At 47.4% G+C, this 14,718-nt stretch carries 13 protein-coding genes and 1 other annotated feature; all 13 genes read right to left on the bottom strand.

Translation table 11 applies throughout. The annotated features are described in order from the left end of the window. Positions 1–2: 2 nt before the first annotated feature. The 13 genes from infC to hflK all read right to left on the bottom strand — a co-directional run bounded on the left by infC (position 3) and on the right by hflK (position 14,213). The gene (infC, locus tag QWY22_RS07430) at positions 3–509 is read right to left on the bottom strand and encodes a translation initiation factor IF-3 (RefSeq protein ID WP_036804743.1); all 507 of its coding nucleotides are present in this window, start codon (positions 507–509) and stop codon (positions 3–5) included. Positions 510–596: 87 nt separating this feature from the next. Then, positions 597–734, bottom strand: a sequence feature (ribosomal protein L20 leader region). A 58-nt stretch (positions 735–792) separates the two neighbouring features. Further along, positions 793–2,721, bottom strand: a complete 1,929-nt coding sequence (thrS, locus tag QWY22_RS07425) for a threonine--tRNA ligase (protein ID WP_300983791.1) — start codon at positions 2,719–2,721, stop codon at positions 793–795. Between the two features lie 82 nt (positions 2,722–2,803). Beyond that, positions 2,804–2,971: a hypothetical protein gene (locus QWY22_RS07420; protein WP_300983790.1), complete on the bottom strand. Its 168-nt coding sequence runs from the start codon at positions 2,969–2,971 to the stop codon at positions 2,804–2,806. Positions 2,972–3,233: 262 nt separating this feature from the next. After that, entirely contained in the window at positions 3,234–4,169 is a 936-nt protein-coding gene (dnaI, locus tag QWY22_RS07415) for a primosomal protein DnaI (protein ID WP_300983788.1), read from the bottom strand. Then, on the bottom strand, positions 4,170–5,537 hold the full coding sequence (locus QWY22_RS07410; protein WP_300983787.1) for a replication initiation and membrane attachment family protein: 1,368 nt from the start codon (positions 5,535–5,537) through the stop codon (positions 4,170–4,172). A gap of 11 nt (positions 5,538–5,548) precedes the next feature. Further along, positions 5,549–6,025 carry a transcriptional regulator NrdR gene (nrdR, locus tag QWY22_RS07405; RefSeq protein ID WP_036804754.1) on the bottom strand — a complete coding sequence of 159 codons (477 nt, stop codon included), beginning with the start codon at positions 6,023–6,025 and terminating at the stop codon, positions 5,549–5,551. A 115-nt stretch (positions 6,026–6,140) separates the two neighbouring features. Next, positions 6,141–6,524, bottom strand: coding sequence for an adenosylmethionine decarboxylase (gene speD, locus QWY22_RS07400; protein WP_036804755.1), 384 nt, complete (start codon positions 6,522–6,524; stop codon positions 6,141–6,143). Between the two features lie 313 nt (positions 6,525–6,837). Beyond that, the gene (locus tag QWY22_RS07395; protein ID WP_036804758.1) at positions 6,838–7,851 is read right to left on the bottom strand and encodes a glyceraldehyde-3-phosphate dehydrogenase; all 1,014 of its coding nucleotides are present in this window, start codon (positions 7,849–7,851) and stop codon (positions 6,838–6,840) included. Positions 7,852–7,954: 103 nt separating this feature from the next. Further along, the gene (gene coaE / locus QWY22_RS07390) at positions 7,955–8,557 is read right to left on the bottom strand and encodes a dephospho-CoA kinase (RefSeq protein ID WP_300983786.1); all 603 of its coding nucleotides are present in this window, start codon (positions 8,555–8,557) and stop codon (positions 7,955–7,957) included. A gap of 9 nt (positions 8,558–8,566) precedes the next feature. Continuing rightward, positions 8,567–9,436: a bifunctional DNA-formamidopyrimidine glycosylase/DNA-(apurinic or apyrimidinic site) lyase gene (gene mutM / locus QWY22_RS07385; RefSeq protein WP_300983785.1), complete on the bottom strand. Its 870-nt coding sequence runs from the start codon at positions 9,434–9,436 to the stop codon at positions 8,567–8,569. Positions 9,437–9,451: 15 nt separating this feature from the next. Then, positions 9,452–12,073, bottom strand: a complete 2,622-nt coding sequence (polA, locus tag QWY22_RS07380) for a DNA polymerase I (RefSeq protein WP_300984349.1) — start codon at positions 12,071–12,073, stop codon at positions 9,452–9,454. A 164-nt stretch (positions 12,074–12,237) separates the two neighbouring features. Beyond that, positions 12,238–13,227 carry a protease modulator HflC gene (gene hflC, locus QWY22_RS07375; RefSeq protein ID WP_300983784.1) on the bottom strand — a complete coding sequence of 330 codons (990 nt, stop codon included), beginning with the start codon at positions 13,225–13,227 and terminating at the stop codon, positions 12,238–12,240. Beyond that, positions 13,227–14,213, bottom strand: a complete 987-nt coding sequence (hflK, locus tag QWY22_RS07370; protein WP_300983783.1) for an FtsH protease activity modulator HflK — start codon at positions 14,211–14,213, stop codon at positions 13,227–13,229. The genes hflC and hflK overlap by 1 nt, the downstream gene beginning before the upstream one ends. Positions 14,214–14,718: the final 505 nt, after the last annotated feature.

Below are 14,718 nucleotides of genomic sequence, written 5' to 3'. Positions count from 1 at the left end.
TATTATTCTTTTTCGTGTGTCGGCGCTAGCATCAAGAACATGCTGCGGCCATCCATTTTAGGGCGCTGTTCAACCGTAGACACTTCTTTACACGCTTCAGCGAAGCGCTCAAGAACGCGTTGTCCGATTTCTTTGTGCGTTATGGCACGGCCTTTAAAACGGATTGATGCTTTAACTTTGTCGCCTTTTTCAAGGAACTTGATCGCATTGCGAAGTTTCGTATCAAAATCATGCGCGTCGATCGTCGGGCTCAAACGAACCTCTTTAACAACGATGACTTTTTGATTTTTACGGATTTCACGATCTTTCTTTTGCTGTTCAAACTTGAATTTACCATGGTCCATGATGCGTGCGACCGGCGGCTTAGCTTGAGGAGCCACAAGTACAAGATCCAAGTTGACACGAGCAGCAATTTCAAGTGCTTCGTTACGTGTCTTAATGCCGAGTTGTTCACCGTTCTGATCAATAACCCGTAATTCACGTGCACGAATACCTTCGTTTACATTGATGTCTTTGCTAATATTAATCCACCTCCGGATAGTGTCGCGAATAGCTTAAATGCATGAACCGACGGACGTTGTCGGCTTACAGGTTCCGATCCAAAACAAAAGCGGGTGGACCACAGAGGTCCACCCGCAAATATGACACACGCACGCATGCGTGTAGTAGTCAATCGTGTATACCTGCCAACAATACGTCAATCAGGTGAGAAGCGGGTGCTCCTGCTTTGCACATATAAGTATTCTATAACCTTATTCATAATACCATGCACCTATATGCATGTCAACACTTTTAGCGAAGTTCGCTCTGGATCAGTTTCAGGAAGTCATCAAACGGCATGCTTTCCGATTTCTGTTCGCCGTACTTGCGGACATTGACCGAACCGTTTTCAAGCTCTTGGTCTCCAATCACGAGCATATAAGGAACTTTCTGCATCTGGGCTTCGCGGATCTTATACCCCAGTTTCTCGTCGCGCTCGTCGATATCAACGCGCAAGCGAAGATTTTGCATTTTCTCCTGGATTTCCTTCGCATAGGCGCTGTGGGCATCAAGCGAAACCGGAATCACTTCAACTTGCACCGGTGCAAGCCATGTCGGGAAGGCGCCTTTGTATTCTTCGATCAGGAATGCCACAAAACGCTCCATTGTTGAAACGACGCCGCGGTGGATAACAACCGGACGGTGCTGTTTGCCGTCTTCTCCGATATACGAAAGGTCAAAACGCTCCGGCAATAGGAAATCAAGCTGGACAGTCGACAAAGTCTCTTCTTTGCCAAGCGCTGTTTTCACTTGGACATCCACTTTCGGGCCGTAGAATGCCGCTTCGCCTTCCACTTCTGTGTACGGCAGCCCCAAATCATCCATTGCTTCTTTCAACATGGCCTGAGCACGGTTCCACATCGCGTCATCATCGAAATATTTCTCTGTGTCTTCCGGATCGCGGTAAGACAAGCGGAATGAATAATCTTTGATGTCGAAGTCTTTATACACTTCGATAACCAAGTTGACCACGCGCTTGAATTCTTCTTTGATCTGGTCCGGACGCACAAAGATGTGTGCATCGTTTAACGTCATGCCGCGTACACGCTGGAGGCCGGAAAGTGCACCGGACATTTCATAGCGGTGCATAAGCCCAAGTTCCGCGATGCGGATCGGCAAGTTGCGGTATGAATGGATGCCTTGCTTGTAAATCATCATATGGTGCGGGCAGTTCATTGGGCGAAGCACCAATTCTTCGTTGTCCATTTGCATAACCGGGAACATATCGTCCTGGTAATGATCCCAGTGTCCGCTTGTTTTGTATAAGTCAACGCTGCCCATTACCGGCGTATAGACGTGGTCATAGCCCAGGCGTTCTTCTTTATCGACAATATAGCGCTCGATGATGCGGCGGATGGTCGCGCCTTTTGGCAGCCACATTGGCAAGCCTTGGCCGACTTTTTGGGAGTTCATGAACAAATTCAGTTCTTTCCCGATTTTGCGGTGATCGCGTTCTTTCGCTTCTTCCAGGAATGCCAAATGCGCTTTCAAGTCTTCTTTCTTAAAGAAAGCTGTTCCGTAGATGCGCTGCAGCATTTTATTGTCGCTGTCGCCTCTCCAGTATGCACCCGCTACGCTTAACAATTTGAATTCTTTTAGTTTCCCTGTTGACGGCACATGGATACCGCGGCAAAGGTCGAAAAATTCGCCTTGCTCATAAATCGACACTTGCTCGTCTTCTGGAATCGCTTCAAGCAGTTCCAATTTATAAGGATCTTCAATAGAAGCAAAGCGTTCTTGTGCTTCTGCACGGGAAACATCTACGCGCACGATTTCCAAGTTCTCGTTGATGATTTTTTTCATTTCCTTTTCAATGGCCGGCAAGTCTTCGGAAGTGATCGCTGACTCCGAATCAATATCGTAGTAAAAGCCGTTCTCGATGACCGGACCAACACCCAATTTAGCATCCGGATACAGGCGCTTCACCGCTTGCGCCAAAAGATGCGCTGTGGAATGGCGAAGAATTTCAATCGCTTCATCGGATTCCGGTGTGATGATGGCAATGCTGCCATCTTCTTGGATCGGCGATTTCAAATCGACTAATTGCTCGCCAACTTTACCTGCCAAAGCTTTCTTGCGAAGCCCCGGTGAGATGGATTGAGCGATTGCTTCTGTAGTTGTCCCTTTTTCGAACTCTTTTACTGCGCCGTCTGGAAATGTTAATTGGATCATGTCTGACATTTTACTCTCTCCTTTTTTTATGTAGTGTTGGGTTTTTCACGATTCAGCAGCAGCGCTAAACGACCGCTTCCGCTTTTCTTGTCTAGCTGCAGTGCCCAGCCCCTCGAGTCGCTTCAGCCTGTCCGGCAATGGCAAAGAGCGCCATTACCAGCCATGCTTCCAGCGCTTGTCGGGGCTTACCGGGCACTTCCGCTTTTCCATACAAAAAAGCCCCATCCCAAAAGGGACGAAGCTCTGTTCGTGGTTCCACCCTTCTTCTATTCCGGACAGAAAAAACTGTCCAAAACGAAGCTCTGCATCGGCTAACGGGCCGGTTCCGTCAACTGCTACTCGAATGTTCACAGTCGCTGCTCAAAGGCGGTAAACGTTTTGCCGGTACTAAGAAGCTTGCAGCCTGGGCTTCTCTCTCTGAAAGTCGTGCAAATCCGTTATTGTCCTCATCGATGCATTTTAAATCTGATTGATTGTTTTTACTATACTGCGAAAAAATCAAAAACGCAACACCTGCATGGTTAATTGCGACGGTTTTTGCCATCCAGCTTGACGGGTTCGGTAAGTGCTTTGATGCGTTCCATGACGCGCGCCGCTTTAAGATCTTCTTTTTCGCCGCGCTGCGAATACGTCAGATGGTGCTGAAGTTCCGGGTAGCTGAAGTTAGATGTCATGAAAGTCGGCAGCCGTTCCGCCATCCGGTAATGCAGGATGGTTCCGAGCACTTCATCGCGCGTCCAGCTGGACATCGCTTCCGCTCCGATGTCGTCAAGCATCAGCACATCTGCACGCTTGACGTAGTCGACTTTTTCCTGCAAGGTCTGGTCGCCGATCGCCTGTTTCATTTCGCGCATGAATTCCGGCACAAATACCAGAACGGATTTGACGTTCATTTCCGCCAGCTCATTGGCAACCGCACTCAGTAAATACGATTTGCCGACGCCGAATTTCCCGTAGAAATACAAGCCTTTTTCAGGCAAGTTGTCGGGTCCGGTGGCATTATCCAAAAACTCCGTAACAGCACGGAACGCTTCCATGCGGCTCGCGTCCGGTTCAAAGTCTGCAAGCGACGCCTGCATCACTTCTTTCGGCATGTACATGCTGTGGATCAGCGAAGAGGCACGGCGCTTGTTGTCGTACTGGTTTTTCAAACGGCAAGGTGTGTACGCGATGCCAATATTGCCGCGCTCCAGCACCAAGTTCGGCTCAAAGCCTTTCAAGGTATTGATGCAGTCCCCAAGACCTGGACATTTATTACAGTCATGCGATTGGTAAATATACTCATACAGCTTGCCAAGGCCTTTGTCGACCACGCTCTTATCCACTTCGGCTGCATTTTCTTCCAAGAATTTCTGGACGCCTGGATGCTCCAGCACTTCTCTTCGCATCTCATTATAGCGTTCTGAAAAAGCAGGGGCGTTTACCACCCGTTTCATCGTTTCACGAATCGGTTCCATTTAATCACCCTTAACTCTCTTCATCGCAAGTTTTGCGAGAAGTTTTTGTTTTTCCACTTCTAGATTATCGTTTTTCGGGGCGCTTGTTTCTGCCGGCGCTTCATCTTTCTGATAAAACCATTCGGGCAGTTTTTCTTCGCGCACCGGTTTGCCGCGGTTCGATCGTGCCGGCGCTTTGGAAGAGGAAGCGGGAGAACCTTCCGACTTCCATTTCACGTATTGCTCGTGTTCGGTCCGCGCCAGCTCCATGGCATCTTTTGCCGTGGTGATGTTTTTGCGCAGCCAATGGGACGCGATTTTCTCTACATAAGCTTTTGTCAGTTTCATATCCGTGCGCAAGAGAACATACTGCAGCAGCACATTGACAACCGCCGGCTCCATGCCGTATTGCACAACGAGCTGATTGGCTAGCTGGACATCTGCCGGCAGCGGTTCTTTGCCGTTTGCAATATCGCGCAGCACTTCGACCGGAGAAGCCGACTCCAAATACAAAATTAGTTCATCCTGTCTTGTTTTCGGCGCTTCTGCCGGTTTCGCTTCGGTTTTATGCACCGGCACCAACTGCGGTGCTGATGTGGCTACGGTCAACTTATAATAGTCCGCCGCCGCTTTTTTAATTCCGTCGACAGTCAGGTTGTAATCGTCGTCGATCGCAAGCAGTACAACTTTCTGCATTTCCAGCGGCCCCCAACTGTACAGAAACGCCAACTTGGAAATCATAGCGCGGATGGATGCCGTCAAAACGCGATTCGGCACCAATTGTTCCGACAGCCCTTGGCGCAGCAGCCCAAAATCAAACGTAGAATCGGTTTCATAGCTGCCGCTTGTCCGTTCCTGCAAATCTTTCGTTTCTGCCGGGTAGCCCGCTTTTGCATGGACCGGCTGATAAATATCGGTAAATGTGCGGGAAACTTCTTCGTAGCCTTCCCCTATTTCTGTATGGATAACAAAGCGGTCTCTGACTCTCCGGTAAGCTGATTCCCCGATTTTGCTGAAGAGGAACATCGACAGCAAAGGATCTGCAAAAAAGCTTTTCGGATCCAGCGGAGGGCACAATTCGTAAATGAACGAGCGGTTCTCTTCATCTTTGCGGTAGGTGCGCAAAAGCCCGATCGCTTCCAGTTGAATGCGCGCTTCAAATACTTTGGCAATCGAAATGCCGAGAATGTTCATTAAGGTGTAATGCGTCGCTTCTTCCCGGTCCACTTCACCTTCCGCCCAGAGCGTCAAGTAAAAGGCAGCCGCTTCCGCGCCGATCAGCGGCTGGTACAGCAGCGTCAATAACTGGCGGTCATAATTTGAAAACGGGTATGGCATCCGAATTTTAAAAGAATCCGCAGCTTGAAGTTCTTTATATAGTGCAGACATAATTCACCGCCTTACTCGGGTTTCTTGTCTTCCGGACTCTTTTTCAACAGATCCTTTAATTCATCTATAAATACGGTAATGTCCTTAAACTGGCGATAAACCGATGCGAAGCGGACATACGCCACTTCATCGATTCCCGCCAGCCGGTCCATCACCAACTCGCCGACTTCCTCAGACTTTACTTCTGCGTTGCCTGCCCGCCGGAGGTTCTTCTCAATATCGAAAACTACTTCTTCTAGCACTTCCAGTGAGACTGGCCGTTTTTCACAAGCACGGATCAAGCCCCTCAAGACTTTTTCACGGCTGAACTCTTCACGCGAGCCATCTTTCTTGACGACAATCAAAGGCATTTCTTCCACTTTTTCAAATGTGGTATAGCGGTAGCCGCAGGATTCACATTCCCGGCGCCTTCTTATGGATTTATTATCATCAACTGGCCGCGAATCAACAACGCGTGTGCCATTGTGCTGACATGCTGGACATTTCATTTCGACATCTCCCTAAACTTTCTATCTGTTCTCTCTAGTATAACAAAATTTCTTTTAGAAAATAGAAAAAGCAGAGGAATTAATCCCCTGCTTGTTGTTTTTCAGTTTAAATGAATTATGCATTTACTGAAACTTTGGTTTTTCCAACACTGACTGGACCCATTCCGCGTGGCACTTCTACAAATTCACGTGTACCGGAATTAAGTGCTTCTGCGATATAATTCGCTGCAATGGTCGGATCTAAGTCTCCACAAGTATAAACATCAATACTTGCGTAGCCGTGTTCCGGGAAGCTGTGGATCGTTAAGTGCGATTCAGAAATGATGACTACCCCGCTGACTCCTTGAGGTGCAAATTTGTGAAAAGCGACTTCTCTGACTTCTGCTCCGGACTTCAGTGCTGCATCAACAAAAGTTTGTTCGATAAAATCCATATCGTTTAATTTGTCAAAATCACACTGCCAAAGTTCTGCAATTACGTGACGTCCCATTGTTTCCATGGTTCGTTTTCCCCCTTTGATATCATTTTGTGTTTGATGCGCAAAATATTCAAAGTTGACTACCACGGGGGAAAGTTAGTCCAAAGAGGTCCTAACCCTTTAAGCAGTCATGTGAATAAAGATTGCTCCATCCGTTGCCGTAAACCTGTTGGTAACGAAGAAGTTCGCAGCCTTTTTTGGCTACGAATGTTAGTATATGATGTATTGAAATGAAATGCAATAAAAATAACTTAATTTAAAAATATTTTTTTAAGGAATTTATTGCATAAAAAACCGCCACTCTCAGATGAGAAGCGGCGGTTTTTAATAATTATCAGGCGAAAACCAGTGATTTTGCTACTTTTTTCGTCAAATCGACGACACGTGCAGAGTAGCCCCATTCATTGTCATACCAAGCCAGCACTTTGACTTTGCGGTTCCCGATCACCATTGTGGAAAGGCCGTCGATTGTCGCAGATTCATAAGTGGTATTGAAGTCAACCGATACTAAAGGCTCCATCGTAAATCGTAAAATGCCTTTCAAATCCGTTTCAGAAGCGCGGATAAATGCTTCGTTGACGTCTTCCACCGTAACATCCTGTTCAAGGTCGACAACCAAATCAACCAACGAGACGTTCGGCGTCGGCACACGAAGGGCCATGCCGTGCATCTTCCCTTCAAGTTCCGGAAGAACTAAAGACAGCGCTTTCGCGGCACCCGTAGAAGTTGGAATGATAGACTGGCTGCATGCACGCGCCCGGCGTAGATCTTTGTGCGGATTGTCCAGGTTTTTCTGGTCGTTCGTGAAGGAGTGGACAGTGGTCATTAAACCGTTTTCAATTCCAAACGCATCGTTCAGTACTTTAGCGACCGGCGCCAAACAGTTGGTTGTACAGCTGGCGTTGGAAATCACGTCGTGCTTTTCAACTTCCAGTTTATCGTCATTGACGCCCATCACAACCGTGATATCAACATTTTTTCCAGGAGCCGATAAAATGACTTTTTTCGCTCCTGCTGTTAAATGCAGGCCTGCTTGTTCCCGTGAATTGAATTTCCCTGTTGCTTCAATGACAATGTCAATGCCCATCTTTTCCCATGGCAGTTTTAAAGGATCCCGTTCATTGACGAGTTGAACTCGTTTGCCGTTTACAATAATTGCGTCTCCTTCAGCAGAGACCTCGGCATCGAAAGTTCCATGATTTGTGTCATACTTAATCAAATGCGCTAAAGTTTCAGCTGGGTAGCTGGCATTAATGGCAGCAATGGTGATGTCGTCCATTAAAATCGCTTGTCTAAAAACCATGCGGCCAATACGGCCAAATCCGTTAATCGCAATAGAAACTGTCATTTACGAGTCCTCCAATTAAATAAGTTATACTTATATTTTTAATTCGTTATATAGTATAACACATTTTACGGATTCTGGAACCTTAAAGTGGCACGTTTCTGTATTATTCTGATTGTAATCGTTTCCACTGGTCCAGAATGCGGTTTAACTGCCATTTGGTTTCGTCAACTGATCCGTTATTGTATATAACAGCATCTGCCCCTTCTTCTTTGACAGACATCGGCAATTGGGATGCAATACGGGCTCGCGCCTCTTTTTCGCTTAAGCCGTTGCGCTCCATCAGCCGCTTCAGTTGGAGTTCTTCCGTTACGCTGACGACCAGTATTTTGTCGACCAAGTGCTGCAGCCGGCTTTCAAAAAGAAGCGGAATGTCCATAATCACTGTCGCAAAGCCCTGGTCCAAAAATTCGCCCCGCTGCCGAAGCATCTCCATCCGGATGGCCGGATGGATGACATCGTTCAGCTTTTTTCGGCTGGCCGGGTCGTTGAAGATCAGTTCCCCCACTTTTTTGCGGTCCATGGTGCCATCCGGAAGAATGACTTCTTCCCCGAATAGCTCCCTGATTTTCTCCAATGTTTCACTGCCCGGCTCCACCACAAGACGTGCCACTTTGTCGGCATCCACAATGGGGTAGCCCATTTCCGCGAGCATAGCGGAAACCGTACTTTTCCCGCTGGCAATGCTTCCCGTTAACCCAATAATCATCTTAAACCCTCACTTTTGGCATGTCGGACAGTAGACCGAAGTTCTGCCGCCAATCTTCAGCGACTTGGTGGCACTGCCGCACACCATGCATTGTTTTTTTCCATACATGCCAAACCGATTTTGCATGCTTCCCGATTCCCCGTTGATGTTCCGGTAATCCGAAATGGTGCTGCCGCCGGCTTCGATGCTTTCCAGCAAAATCGCCACAATCGATTCGAACAGCTGAATTTTCCGTGCACGGCTGATTCTGCCTGCAGCCCGGTTCGGATGGATTTTCATCCTGTAAAGGGCTTCTGTGGCATAAATATTGCCGCATCCGGAAATCACTTGGCCATCCATGATCACTTCTTTGATGGCTTTGTTTTTGTATTTCGGGCTATCGGCCATCTGCAGGAAATGATCGAGCGCCCCTTCTTCAAAAGGTTCCGGCGCCATCAAAAGAAGCGGCGGATAATCCGCCTCTTCCTTTAACACACGCATTTCTCCGAATCGCCGGATGTCCGAATAGGCGAGCAGGTTGCCGTCGCTCAAAGTCAATACCACATGGACATGCCGGCGGAACTTGTCTTCATTGATCGACAGCAGGCTGTCGACATAAAACCAGGCGCCTGACATCCCCAAATGATTGACGAGCAGAAACTCTTCTTCTGTTTTCAAGGTAAAATAAATGTATTTGCTGCGCCGTTCCACGCTGATAATTTGTGCTCCGATCAAGTTGCCGATAAAGGAATCGGCTTCCATCTTTTTAATAATGGCTTCTTTTCCATTCGTTTTCGATAAGCGAATCGTGTCTGACACATAGACATCGCGGATCTTTTTCCCAATGGAGACCGGGCGTATCAGGCGGACAACGCCTTCCACTTCCGGAAGTTCAGGCATTCAAAGGCCCTCCCATCATTTTGTATCGTACCAGGTATCGCCAAATGCAAAGTCCACTTTCAGCGGTACGTTCAACTGGACCGCATTTTCCATAATCTGCGGCACGAGTATTTTCAGTTTCTCCAATTCTTCTGGAGGCGCTTCAAAAATCAATTCATCATGCACTTGCAGCAGCATGCGGGTTTGCATATTTTCCCCTTCCAGCGCATCCGCCATATCAATCATCGCTTTTTTAATGATATCGGCTGCACTTCCCTGGATCGGCGTATTCATCGCTGTCCGTTCCGCAAAGCTGCGCAGGTTGAAGTTTGAGCTGTTGATGTCCGGCAAATAGCGGCGGCGTTTCATCAAGGTCGTCACAAATCCGTTCTGCTTCGCCGTCCGGATGCTGCCGTCCATGTAATTTTTGACGCCCGGGAAACTCTGCAAGTAATTATCAATAAATTCGGCTGCCGCTTTTCGGGTGATGTTCAAGCTTTGCGATAGACCGTAGTCGCTGATGCCGTAGACAATTCCGAAGTTGACCGCTTTTGCGGCGCGGCGCATATCCGATGTGACTTCTTCTAAAGGCACATTAAACACGTCACTTGCCGTCTTCGTGTGAATATCCAAATCGTGTTTAAAGGCATCAATCAGGCTTTCATCTTTCGACATATCAGCCAGTACACGCAATTCAATCTGCGAGTAGTCGGCGGCAACCATGAGCCAGTCCGGTTCTGAAGGCACGAACGCTTTGCGGATTTTGCGCCCTTCTTCCACCCGAACCGGGATGTTCTGCAAGTTGGGATTGATGGAGCTGAGGCGCCCAGTGGTCGTCAAAGCCTGCTGGAAACGCGTATGGACTTTGCCGTCTTCATGGATTTCCTTTAACAAGCCTTCAATATAAGTGGAAAGGATTTTGCCCAGCTGGCGGTACAGTAAGATTTGCGAGATGACTTCATGCTGGCCTTCCAGTTTTTCCAGTACATCCGCCGCTGTAGAATAGCCGGTCTTCGTCTTTTTCAAGACAGGCAATCCCAGGTTTTCGAACAGCACAACGCCCAATTGCTTCGGTGAATTGATATTGAATTTTTCGCCGGCAAGCGAGTGGATATTCTTTTCGATTTCGGCCAATTTCTCGCCCAGTTCTTTGCCCATTGCCACCAGCTGCTCTTTGTCCACTTGTACGCCAAACGATTCCATCGTCCCGAGAACCGTTGCGAGCGGCAATTCCAGGTTGTAGTACAGCTCGAATTGCTCGTTTTCCTCCAGTTTCTTGAGGACTGTCGGTCGGACTGCCCAAATGGTACGGCCTTTTCTGGCAATGTGTTCATGCAGAATATTGTCATCCGGAACTGATTTTTTCGCGCCTTTGCCGTAGATCTGTTCGTTTTGCGATACATCCGTATAGCCGTATTCCTGCACGATATTGGCCAGGTCGGTATAAGTAAGCGATGGATTGACGATATAAGCGCCAAGCATCAAATCAAAATCGACGCCTGCCACTTCCAGTCCGCAGCGATAGAACGCCGCTGTCGCCGCTTTGGAATCCGACATGTACTTTTTCTTTGTCTCGTCCATCAGCCATGATTTAAAGGCTTCAGAACCTTTCACGACATCCATTGGAATAACGTAAGTCTTGGAAGCAGTGGCAAGCGAAACGCCAAGCAAATCGCATGTGTGGTATTGTTCATCGTACATTTCAAGATGAATGGCCATTTCGTCTTCAAAAATCGCCGGGTCGATTTCCTGCAGCACTTCAAATACCAGCTCTTCTTTCTCCGTTTCCTCTGCCGTATAATCCATCTTTTCCAGCAGCGATTTAAACGCCAGCTCATTCCAAACTTGAATCAATTCATCCTGGTCCGGACCTGAATAAGTCAGTTCATCAATTTTAATTTCAATCGGCGCATTGCGCTCAATCGTTGCCAGCTTTTTGCTGATCAGTGCCAACTCTTCATTTTCCACGAGTTTTTCTTTCAGTTTGCCTTTTTGCTGGTCAATCGCTTCATAAACGCCTTCAACCGAGCCATGGGCCGTCAGTAATTTAAGGGCGGTCTTTTCTCCGACGCCCGGAACTCCCGGGATGTTATCGGAAGCATCACCCATCAGCCCTTTCAAATCGATGATCTGCTCAGGCGACAACCCGTATTTTTCCTGGATATGATCAACTGTATATTTTTCAATATCGGTGATTCCTTTTCGCGTAATATAAACGGTCGTCGAAGGAGAAGCAAGCTGCGTTAAATCTTTATCTCCAGAAATGACAATGACTTCATCCCCTGCTTGTTCCGCTTCCAGGCTCAAAGTACCGATAATATCGTCTGCTTCGTAATTCGGCAGTTCATAACGTTTGATGCGGTAGGCATCGATCAATTTGCGCAAATACGGAAATTGCTCCGATAGTTCCGGCGGCGTCTTCTGGCGTCCGCCTTTGTATTCGCTGAATGTTTCGTGACGGAAGGTTGTTTTCCCAGCATCGAAAGCGACCACCATATGTGTCGGCTTTTCTTCCTCCAGAATCCGCTGCAGCATCATTGTAAAGCCGTAGACAGCGTTTGTATGGACTCCGTGTTCATTTGTTAATAGCGGCAAGGCAAAAAATGCCCGGTACGCCAAACTGTTCCCATCCAATAAAAGTATTTTCTTCGCCACAATATTACCCCTTTCAGTAGGAAGCGGACAGCCAGCCTTGTTTTCTAAAAAAATCTGGGCTTCTGCCATTCCTTACAAATCATTGTGCTTACCAAATAAATAAAAATAAGCCTTCATTCCTTTTATTTTACCACGTGGGCAAAAAGAAAAGAAATGAAGGCCTAGACTTATTCCATATTCCCTGACAAAATTTGGGCGTATGGCGAATCAGACGGCAAGATGATGACGGTATCTTCCCCGATTGTTTTTGTATAAGATGAAAGCGAGCGGTAAAGCCCGTAAAACTCCGGATCTTTCGAAAACGATTGGTTGTAGATTTTGGCTGCTTCCGATTCCCCTTCAGCCTGGATCAATGCTGCTTCTTTCCGGGCAGTCGCAATCACTTCCTGCGCTTCCCGGTCTGCTTGAGCTTCGATTTCACGCTTTTTCGCATCGCCTTGCGACAAATAGTCCTGGGCCGTTGAATCCCGCTCCGAAATCATCCGCGTATAAACGGACTGCTCATTCTCTTCCGGCAAATCGGTGCGCTTCATCCGGACGTCGACTACTTTAATCCCGTATTGGTCTTTTTCAAGCAGTTCATTGACCCGTGCAGTCACATTGTCATTCAAATTGCCGCGCGATGAATTTCCATCGTTGATGATTTCGTCGTAATTCAGCTGCCCAAGTTCAGTACGGACCACTGAATAAATGAATTCCTCCATCCGCGATTCCGCATTGACGATCGAAACAGCGTTGGTGATCAAGTCAATCGGATCAACCACTTGCCAAACAGCGTAGTTGTCGATGATGATGCGCTTTTTGTCTTTCGTATTGATCTCCGCTTCCGATACATCGTACGTCATCTGGTATTTCGGCAAAGTTGTGACGCTTTGCAGAAACGGAATTTTCATCCGGATGCCCGGCTTGTCTTGAATCGTTACCACTTCGCCAAATTGGCGGACTACCCGGTATTCATTTTCTTTCACCACGTAAATATTGGTCAAGATGACGATTAAGGCAAATAAGGCGACCGACAGCCCAACAATCAATTTCCAATATTTCTTGAATTGGATGGGCTCTTTCGGCGGCCTTTCTTTTTTCGGTTTTGCCGGCTTGATCGGTTTTTCCCACGGATTCGGTTTTTTAGGATTTTGGAAAGGGTTGTTTGGTTCCATCAGTTCCCTCCTCCTTCTTTCGTTTCTTTTGTTTCTTCCGTCTCTTCCGCAGCCGGCGGCACAACGGTCTGCATCTCGTTAAGCGGCAAATACTTCATCGTTCCGCCGTCGTCGTTCATTATGTAGAGTTTCGCATTCGGCAAAACGGTTTCCAAAGTTTCCATCACGAGGCGTTGCTGCGTGACTTCAGGATTTGTTTTGTACTCTGTGTAAAGTTTATCAAAGATGGCTACATCCCCGCGTGCTTGTTCGATACGCGATACCTTCTGGCCTTCTGCCCGGGAATTGATCGCTGCTTTTTCCCCCAATGCTTCGTTGCGTTTTTGGTTTTCGTATTTTTTCGCTTCGTTGATCTTGGTGTTCATCGTTTCACGGGCATCCGTAACGTTGGTGAACGCCGCCCGGACTTCTTCGTTCGGCAATTCCACATCCTGCAGTTTCACTGCCAGCACCGTTATGCCGATATCGTATTTTTCTACTAGTGACGCCAGCAAATCTCTTGTTTCCGCCTCAATTTCCGCTTTTCCGGAAGTAAGTGCGTCATCAATCAGTGAGCTGCCGATGATGGAACGGATGGATGCGGAAGTGGCATCATGCAGAATTTCCTGAGGTGCTTCGGAGTTGAACAAATACTTTTTAGGATCGGTGATTTTCCATTGCACGACCAAATCGGTCAACACGATGTTTTCATCGCCCGTAATCATTTTTGTTTCTTTGTCATAAGCGACAATTTCACCTTCTGCGTTTTGGTTATAGCCAAACTGCAGGCTGTATGTTTCTTTAGAAAATATCTCTGCTCGTTGGATCGGCCAAGGCATTTTGAAATGCAGGCCCGATTCGACAACCGTTTCTTTCGCTTCACCGAATGTGATGATGACTGCTTGTTCGGATTCGTCTACGGTATACCAACTGGTAAAGACGGCAACGAGCAAAAGAATGCCGGCAATCGACAAGCCGATAATGGATAACACTTTTTTTGTGGTCATCTTTTCCCCTCCTTTTTCCTTATATTTTATATACGTAATAATATTGGAATAGTTTCACAAAAAAAGAAAAAGAGCCCCGGGGAGGGCTCTTTTTCCCTTCATGCGGTTGAAGGGGGGTTCTATTAAACCTTAACATCCGAATATGAAGCTAGTGTTAATATTCTGTAAATGTTGAGATCTTTAATAAATAAAACTGCATAAACCCCAACCGGTTCGGCCACTTCGCTTTCCGTGGGCTCGGCTTCAGCCGCTTCACTCACTACGTTCGCTCCAGCGTCTTCAGCTCTCATCGCTCAGTCGCGTTGCTCCTTCACTGCTCCCACAGGAGTCTCGTGGCCGAACCGATTGGGGGTATCATTTCCCTCCTGATGTCACTTTTCAAGTGAGTGTGAGAAGTATCATCCGGTTTTTGCTTTACACTAAGTTCCATAGTGAAACCGGTGAAAGGCAAAGGTGTGTTCCTGTCGCTGAGCTAACTTCGTCGCAAAGACTCGCCCTCACTACC

Origin of the sequence: Planococcus liqunii (assembly GCF_030413595.1) — a bacterium.
Taxonomy (GTDB): Bacteria; Bacillota; Bacilli; order Bacillales_A; family Planococcaceae; genus Planococcus; species Planococcus liqunii.
Note: the sequence above shows the minus strand (reverse complement) of the source record. Positions and strands in the feature narration are given on the sequence as shown.

What these genes read in the sequence shown, in the direction of transcription:
- dnaI (WP_300983788.1), bottom strand. Translation starts at nt 4,169, where the DNA reads ATGGAACCGATTCGTGAAACGATGAAACGGGTGGTAAACGCCCCTGCT.
- nrdR (WP_036804754.1), bottom strand. Translation starts at nt 6,025, where the DNA reads ATGAAATGTCCAGCATGTCAGCACAATGGCACACGCGTTGTTGATTCG.
- mutM (WP_300983785.1), bottom strand. Translation starts at nt 9,436, where the DNA reads ATGCCTGAACTTCCGGAAGTGGAAGGCGTTGTCCGCCTGATACGCCCG.
- thrS (WP_300983791.1), bottom strand. Translation starts at nt 2,721, where the DNA reads ATGTCAGACATGATCCAATTAACATTTCCAGACGGCGCAGTAAAAGAG.
- QWY22_RS07410 (WP_300983787.1), bottom strand. Translation starts at nt 5,537, where the DNA reads ATGTCTGCACTATATAAAGAACTTCAAGCTGCGGATTCTTTTAAAATT.
- hflC (WP_300983784.1), bottom strand. Translation starts at nt 13,227, where the DNA reads ATGGAACCAAACAACCCTTTCCAAAATCCTAAAAAACCGAATCCGTGG.
- speD (WP_036804755.1), bottom strand. Translation starts at nt 6,524, where the DNA reads ATGGAAACAATGGGACGTCACGTAATTGCAGAACTTTGGCAGTGTGAT.
- QWY22_RS07395 (WP_036804758.1), bottom strand. Translation starts at nt 7,851, where the DNA reads ATGACAGTTTCTATTGCGATTAACGGATTTGGCCGTATTGGCCGCATG.
- hflK (WP_300983783.1), bottom strand. Translation starts at nt 14,213, where the DNA reads ATGACCACAAAAAAAGTGTTATCCATTATCGGCTTGTCGATTGCCGGC.
- coaE (WP_300983786.1), bottom strand. Translation starts at nt 8,557, where the DNA reads ATGATTATTGGGTTAACGGGAAGCATTGCCAGCGGGAAAAGTACGGTT.